Origin of the sequence: Synechococcus sp. W60.3 (genome assembly GCF_047502615.1) — a bacterium.
GTDB lineage: Bacteria > Cyanobacteriota > Cyanobacteriia > Thermostichales > Thermostichaceae > Thermostichus.
In genome coordinates this window covers 22,794-29,780 of record NZ_JANSHJ010000029.1, presented here as the reverse complement: position 1 = coordinate 29,780, position 6,987 = coordinate 22,794, and the positions used below count along the sequence as shown (strand labels likewise).

The 6,987-nt window shown below is 58.8% G+C and carries 10 protein-coding genes and 1 pseudogene; all 11 read right to left on the bottom strand.

Annotated features, from left to right (window positions below; all coding sequences use genetic code 11):
• A partial coding sequence (locus NW846_RS10195; protein ID WP_414515902.1) for a LysR family transcriptional regulator occupies positions 1-329 on the bottom strand: 329 nt, incomplete at its 3' end.
• A gap of 269 nt (positions 330-598) precedes the next feature.
• Positions 599-1,246, bottom strand: coding sequence for a thermonuclease family protein (locus tag NW846_RS10190; protein WP_011431214.1), 648 nt, complete (start codon positions 1,244-1,246; stop codon positions 599-601).
• A gap of 261 nt (positions 1,247-1,507) precedes the next feature.
• Complete coding sequence (locus NW846_RS10185) at positions 1,508-1,996, bottom strand: YqeG family HAD IIIA-type phosphatase (RefSeq protein ID WP_011431215.1); 489 nt, start codon at positions 1,994-1,996, stop codon at positions 1,508-1,510.
• 43 nt (positions 1,997-2,039) lie between these two features.
• Positions 2,040-3,161, bottom strand: a complete 1,122-nt coding sequence (gene mltG / locus NW846_RS10180) for an endolytic transglycosylase MltG (RefSeq protein WP_414346999.1) — start codon at positions 3,159-3,161, stop codon at positions 2,040-2,042.
• Positions 3,162-3,281: 120 nt separating this feature from the next.
• Positions 3,282-4,046, bottom strand: coding sequence for a UMP kinase (pyrH, locus tag NW846_RS10175; RefSeq protein WP_011431217.1), 765 nt, complete (start codon positions 4,044-4,046; stop codon positions 3,282-3,284).
• 98 nt (positions 4,047-4,144) lie between these two features.
• Positions 4,145-4,297: a hypothetical protein gene (locus NW846_RS10170; protein WP_011431218.1), complete on the bottom strand. Its 153-nt coding sequence runs from the start codon at positions 4,295-4,297 to the stop codon at positions 4,145-4,147.
• 107 nt (positions 4,298-4,404) lie between these two features.
• Positions 4,405-4,710 (bottom strand): TMEM165/GDT1 family protein, encoded by a 306-nt coding sequence (locus tag NW846_RS10165; RefSeq protein WP_099812838.1) that lies wholly within the window; start codon positions 4,708-4,710, stop codon positions 4,405-4,407.
• 359 nt (positions 4,711-5,069) lie between these two features.
• A pseudogene (locus tag NW846_RS10160) lies at positions 5,070-6,140 on the bottom strand (RNA-guided endonuclease InsQ/TnpB family protein).
• Between the two features lie 302 nt (positions 6,141-6,442).
• Positions 6,443-6,562, bottom strand: coding sequence for a photosystem II reaction center protein J (locus NW846_RS10155; protein WP_011431222.1), 120 nt, complete (start codon positions 6,560-6,562; stop codon positions 6,443-6,445).
• Positions 6,563-6,702: 140 nt separating this feature from the next.
• Positions 6,703-6,828 (bottom strand): photosystem II reaction center protein L, encoded by a 126-nt coding sequence (locus NW846_RS10150; RefSeq protein ID WP_011431223.1) that lies wholly within the window; start codon positions 6,826-6,828, stop codon positions 6,703-6,705.
• 5 nt (positions 6,829-6,833) lie between these two features.
• A complete protein-coding gene (psbF, locus tag NW846_RS10145) occupies positions 6,834-6,977 on the bottom strand; it encodes a cytochrome b559 subunit beta (protein ID WP_011431224.1) in 144 nt (47 codons plus the stop codon).
• Between the last annotated feature and the right edge of the window lie 10 nt (positions 6,978-6,987).

Here is a 6,987-nt window from a genome sequence, read left to right as displayed (position 1 = left end):
TAGGTGCCCACCGTTTGGCTGGCCCCCAAAACCAAGTGCCCCCCTCCCATCTCTTGCAAATTGGCCAGAGCTTGAACCGCTTCCCGGCAGAGCTTGAGGATGCGCTCGCTGTAGTGCAGCAACACCTGCCCCGCATCCGTCAGCTCCACCTTGCGCCCGCCGCGGTCAAACAACACCACTCCCAACTGTCGCTCCAGGTTCTGCACCTGCAAGCTGACCGCTGGCTGGGAGACAAACAGGCTCTCCGCAGCCCGCCGAAAACTCCCCTGCTGCGCAATCGCCTGAACGATGAGGAGCTGATCCAGGGTAAACGGCAGTTCATCCGCCATAGGGAACTCCAAATCACCCAGCGGGATCCCTTCCAACCCAGCGAACTCGGCAGCCCAGGATCGAAAGCCCGCCTGAGATCATCATATATAAGCAGGCTAAATACTAAGAAAATACAAAAGGTGAGCAATCTCGAGAGAACGGCTCGCTCCCGCCTTTTGGACGGGATCTGGGGTGGAGCGGCTCTCCCGAAGAGCCGTTGAAACTGTTTGTTGAAGTTGAGAGCCATCCCCAAGGGCCAGGCGGCTCTGGACCTGTCTTTGGCTTCCCTCTAGCGAGGGCCATAGGGCGTCCAATAGCCGCGCCCCTGTTGCCTTGCCGCATTGGCTGCCTCTTTGAGAATGACGCCGTACTTGAGGCCATTGGTTTGCGGCGACAGTAGGCCATGCCCCAAAAACAGCATTTCCTGGTTGATGAGGGTATTGGCCCGCCAAACGTAGGCAGGCAGGGTGGGGGTGGGGGCCAGAGCGGGATCCAACTCCAAGAAAACCTCGCGCCCCAGCAAAGCCGTCTGCAGGTATTGACCAGCATTGGAGATGGGCAGAGGGGTTTGCCCGCGCAGCTTCGTCCACGTAGGATTGAGCTCTGCCGGCAGAGGAGCAATCCCGATCAGTTGCACCAGCCGCAAATTCAAGTCCCCTTCGAGCTGGACAACCAGGGTGTTGTAATCGACCACCCGAATGACTTGTGCCCGTTTGAGGCTGCGTAGATCCGGACGGGCCACCAAGGTCAAGGCCCAAGCGGGCCATGCCGAGACCAGCAAGGGCAAGGCCAGCAGGCTGCTCAGCTTAATTAAACTCCGTCCCTGGGATATCAACAGAGACTTGGGACGGTGAGAGATGGGAACAGACCGCAGCGATTTCTGCATCATGGACTTCACCCGTTGCATGGCGGACTTGACGACAGGGATGGTTTGCATGCTTAACCTTTGAATTTGACGCTGCCTTTACACCGCCACCCGGCGGGCCCAATGCCGGAGCCGGCTCACTGCCGTCACTCTACAAAAAACTTGGGCAGATGGGTCAGTTCTGCAAGCTGTCTCTCGATTTCAACTTGCGGATGCGCCACCCCCTGACAACCTATAGAGTCATTTCAAAAATGAAACGGCTCGTTACGTTATTTCCTAGCTCCCCTCTCCCTCTGGGAGAGGGGACGGGGGTGAGGTTGTCCAAAGAATCTCTCAAACGCGGGGATCCAGGATGGCCGCAGGGCTCTTCTCCAGAGTCTTGGGCAGGAGGGAGTTGACCAATACGGTAACCAAGCCCAGCCGATTGCCCGCCAGGATATCCGTCCACAGGCGATCGCCCACGATGGCCACCGCCTCCACCGGCAGGTTCATTTGCGCCACAGCCCGCCGCAGAGCGCGCCGCGAGGGTTTGCCGGCGCCGTGAATGGAAGGCAGGTTCAAGCTCTCGCCGATTTGGCGAATGCGGTTGCGGTTGAGGTTGTTGCTCACCAGCCAAATCTGAAAGTGGGGGCGCAATTGCTCCAGCCAGGCGGCCACAGCCGGATCCACCTCAGCCTGGCGGATCGGCACCAGCGTGTCGTCCACGTCGAAGATGACGCCCCTCACCTGCCAGGCCAACAGATCTTCTGCCCGCAGCCGCAAGACAGTGCCGGCCACCACCACATCCGGTTGCAGGAGCTTGAACCAAGGTTTGCGTACCATCGAGAACCTTTTCAGCCACCAACTGCCAATGCTCCTGACCTTCTCATTGCGAAGTGGGCGGGGATCCCTGCCGCTCGCGGAGGATTTGCCGTTGAGCTGCCTCGTGCTCGGCTAGGGTCTTGCTGAAAACATGGGTGCCGTCGTAGCGGGCCACAAAGTAGAGGTAATCGGTCTCCTCAGGCTCCAAAACGGCTTTGAGGCTGGCCAAGCCCGGACTGGCGATGGGGCCAGGGGGCAAGCCGGGGGTGAGGTAGGTGTTGTAGGGGGAGGGGGTACGCACCTCGGCAAGGGTGAGGCGGCGATCTGGCGTCTGCTGGATGTTCAGGGCATATTCCACCGTCGGATCGGCTCCCAAGGGCATTCCCTTTTTGAGCCGGTTCAAAAAGACGCCCGCGATTAAGGCACGCTCCTCCGGCACGGCGGCCTCCCGCTCCACAATGCTGGCCAAGGTAACCCACTCATGCAAGGAGAGGGAAGTAGTGTGCTGGCGAAACAGGGGTAGGGCCACGGCGGCAAACCGCTGCAGCATGGCGTTGATGACAATCTCGGCTTTTTGCTGATCCGGCAGGGATCCCTCCACCTGTTCGACAGGAAAAAGATAGGTGTCGGGGAAGAGGTAGCCTTCCAGGGAGTTCAAGCTGGGGGGCAGCCAATCGAGGGGAGGGATCACGCGGGCCGTGGCGATGAAAACATCGGCTGCCAACCAGTTGCGCTCCGCCAAGGCCGCCGCCATCTGCTCGATCCGCCAGCCCTCCGGGATGGTCAGCCGCCGCTGCAGAATCCGGCCCTGCCGCAGTTGTCGGGCTACGGATAGCATGTCTTGGTTGGGATCCAAAGCGTAGGTACCTGCCTGAAACAGCCAGTCGCGTCCAAAGGTGCGGCTCCACAGCTCCCAGGCCAAGGCAGAGCGGATCACCCCCGCTTGGTGCAGTTGTTTCCCGATTAAACGGCTGCTGCTGCCCGGCTGGATCACCACCTGGATTGGCTCTGGGCCATCCAGCGGCTGAAGCCAGGTCTGCCAGCGCCAGTAGCCAAATCCAACGGCCAAGGCCACCAGGAAAGCTAAGCCTTGCACTAGACGGCGACCCCAGCGTTGGCGGCAGCGGGGCGGAGCACTTTGGGCGATCAGGCCTTCGGGCGAGGCGGGATCGCGGTGATCGGTCATCGCCTTCCCCTCCACATCGCGACAGCACATCCTCTGGCCAGGTTAGCGTGGCCAGAAGAGATCTTCAGGCCGTCACCGGTCAGTTAGGGCCACCCCCAGTGTAGCCTCGGCCTATCCCACTTAGGATCCGCTCTCCTGGGCCAGGCGGGCAGGGATCCCATTGCTCTTGGGAGTTGTTTGTCCAATCCAAGTGCCGATGGGCTCCCCTTGCACCACCCGGTAGATGTTGCCGGGAGTGGTCAAGTCGAAAACCACGATGGGTAGTTGATTTTCTTTGCAGAGGGCGATGGCAGTGCTGTCCATCACCCGCAGATCGCGGGTAAGCACATCCTGGTAGCTGAGGACATCGTAGCGGCGGGCCTGAGGATGGGTCTTGGGATCCGCGTCATAAACCCCGTCCACCTTGGTGGCTTTGAAGATCACCTCGGCATCGATCTCCGCCGCCCGCAAGGCCGCAGTCGTGTCGGTGGTGAAGAAGGGATTTCCAGAGCCTGCCCCAAAGATCACCACCCGCCCTTTTTCCAGGTGACGAATGGCGCGGCGACGAATGTAAGGCTCTGCCACCTCCTGCATGGCAATGGCCGTCTGCACCCGCGTCGGGATCCCGGCCCGCTCGATGGCATCTTGCAAGGTTAAGGCGTTGATGACGGTGGCCAACATCCCCACGTAGTCAGCAGAAGCTTGATCCATCCCCTGGGCAGCCGCTTCCTTGCGCCCGCGCCAGATATTGCCCCCTCCCACCACGATCGCCACCTGCACGCCCGCCCGCACCACCGAGGCTACTTCACTGGCAATGGACTGCAAGACCTCGGGGTCAATCCCGTAGGGACGTTCCCCCATCAGGGCTTCACCGCTCAGCTTCAGCAGAATACGTCGGTACTTCATGGCTATCCGCTCCAGCCCACCCCTGCCTACAATAGCAGCTTTGCTGGGCTAGCTCCGGTCAGGGTGTTGGTCAACAGAGCCTCTCGACGAACTTGCCATCACGGCTGCTGTTCTTCGCCAGCGCTGGCCTCCTGATCCCGAGGAACAGAACGGAAGCGGCGGCTATTGCGAGCACGACTTTTCTGAAACTGCTTGGCATACTCGCGGTTGCGCTCGGCTTTTTCCCGCTTCAGGTTGCGTTTTTTGGCCATGCTGGTCTTCCTGACCGGTTGTCCGGCATAAAGTGAGGCACTCAGGTGGAGTGCGAGGCGTCCTTAATCGTAACATGCTTTGCCGGAGCCATCCTGAAGGCCTCTGCTCAGCCAGCTATGGGCAGGGATCCCCAGAGCAGAGATAGGCCGATCAGGAGGAACCCCACGCCTGCCGAGGTTTTGATCCAGCGGGGGGGGATGACTCGCGCTACCCAAGCCCCCGCCCATACCCCAATGAAGCTGGTGCTGATTAGGGCAGCAGCAGCTCCGCAGAAGATCACCCCAAGATTTTGCGAGTGGGCGCTGAGGAGCAGGGTGGCCAACTGGGTTTTATCGCCCATTTCGGCCAGCAAAATTGAGCCGAAGCTGACCAGAGCAGCTCGCGCCGCTGTCTGTTTCAAGAAAGAGAACATCTGACTGCTGTGCTGGCTCAACACGTTTCTCTGTAGCCACGTTGCTCTTACACAAGAGGATAGCTTGGTAGCCCCGTACTTGAGTACGCGGCGGAAAAGCCCTTGAGCCACTTTAGTTGCTTCTTTGTTATTAGTACAGAGCTTCTCCAGGAAAACAACCTACTGCGGTGCAAAACCCGCGTGGCAATAACTAACCTGGAGGAACTTAAGTCCGAAGTAAGCAGAACTTTGAGGTTATGCCTCAAAGGACTGTCTAGAGGCGTCTTGACAGCGCCTTCGCGAGTCCACTTTGGGCTGCGTAAGAATCCCCTGGGTGGGAGTGTCAAAGCCACCCTTCCCCTTCACGGGAGATGTGTAAACTACCGGGCTCCGACCGCTCCCCAACCCCCCGTATACGGGGGGAGGTAGGGGGGCTGGTTTACAGCAGCCCCCAATAATGCAATCACGTTGGCACCGTTAAAATCTGCATCCCCTTTCCAGCCACAGACCGAGTTCACACAACGAAAATGCTTCCCTTCCCGTTGCCCAATCCACAGGCACGGGTGGCAGGTCTGCGAGCTGTAGGCAGGCGGCACCACCCCAACCTGGATCCCGGCCCGCAGCGCCTTGTACTGCACAAACTGCTTCAGTTGATAGAACGCCCAACTATTCGACCGCCGCCGCTCTATCTTAACTGCGCGGCTGTCGGTTGGTGCGCTCCCTAATGCCACTCAGGTCTTCCAGGGCAATAAAACTGTGGGTGGCCTGCGCCCTCGACACAATCGCTTTGGAGATGCAGGGATTGACCCAGGTTTGCAAGCGTCTCTCCTGACCAGACAGCCGTTGCAGCAGTTCCCGACATCTCCGCCGTGAACTGCGTCTGCCCTGACTGGCTTTTTGTTGGAGGATCGCTCTCAACCAGAAGTAGTGGTCTCTGACCTGGTTCAACGGCTGTCCATTCCAGTTGTCCTCCTCTGAGGTATGGGCAATATCTCTCCTCCCCAAGTCCACCCCCATCGCCTTGGGGGTGTCTGGCTCGACGCCAATCTGGATGTAGTGAGAACCCTCTTTGCGTTTGACCAACGTGGCCGATTTGGGATTGGTGCCGGCCAGCATCCCTCGTTGATAGTTGCCAATGGCCAACTCAAAGCGTTCCCGACCCTCTACGGTGGTCAGCGACACCGTCCAGTCGTTCTCGCGGAAGGAAAAGATGCGGGCATCGTAGGTCACGAAGCCTGCCTTGAAGGCCTTGACCGGACAGTTCTGTTGCCGGGCAACCTTACGCGACCCTGCCACCCGTCTGCATACCTGTTGTGCCAGGATAGCCCAAAGCAGGTACGAATCTCGCGCTAGCAGAGAGATTGGAGCTTGACGGCGTTGACTATCTTCTCTGGTGTGTTCTCATTCACCCAGTTCAAGGCCTGCACAAAGGCGTCCAGAGTCGCATCCAGCTTGGCGGCTTGCGACTCCGATACCTAAGGACTCCGTCCCGCTAGCGCGAACAGTTTGATAGTCAAGACTTGGGGCATGCTGTAACTATACATCAACAGACCGCATTCCTCCCGTCACTGACCGGCCCGGCCCCCGGCCCCCCAGTCCCCCCGTATACGGGGGGACTGGGGGGCTGGGCGGGGGGATATAGGGGGGTACAGGGGAGCTCCCGCGGTTTCTAGCTGACCCGCATACCCCGAAACGAAACAGAGCGAGGGGTCTGTCTAGATTACTGCCCCTCGCCCTCCTCTACTTGTCTAAACTACACGGGCGCTCCAAGACCGGTATAGGAGCCATAGAAGAAAAGCCCAACCACCGTGACCACACCCAAACCGACAACCACAGCCACTATCCACAGAGGGATCCTTGCCTGACTAGTCATAGCAACTGGCCTCCAGAAGAAAAAGATAGGTCTAAAAAGTTGCACCCGTAGTCTGCAAAGAGAACCAAGGGCTGGCTAAGGTAAGCCTACATTGATCCCTGCAGCTTTTTCTCAACTTAAGACCAGAGACAAGTGAAGTCTCAGTTGAGAAAGTAGCTGGAAAACAACAGCCCCACCACAAACACCAGCAGCAAGCCCAAGTATAGGGAGGTGCGGTTTAGCTCTACCGGCTGGGTGTTGGGATTCTTCTCAGGTTGATCAGCCATGGGGTTCACCGTTGAATAAACTGCATTGCGGCAATAGCTCCCAAAAAGAAAACGGTTGGAATCGCCAAAGTATGCACCGCCAACCAACGGACAGTAAAAACGGGGTAGAAAACAGGCTCGTCAGGTTTGTTAACAGATTTGGTCGCCATAGTCCAGATC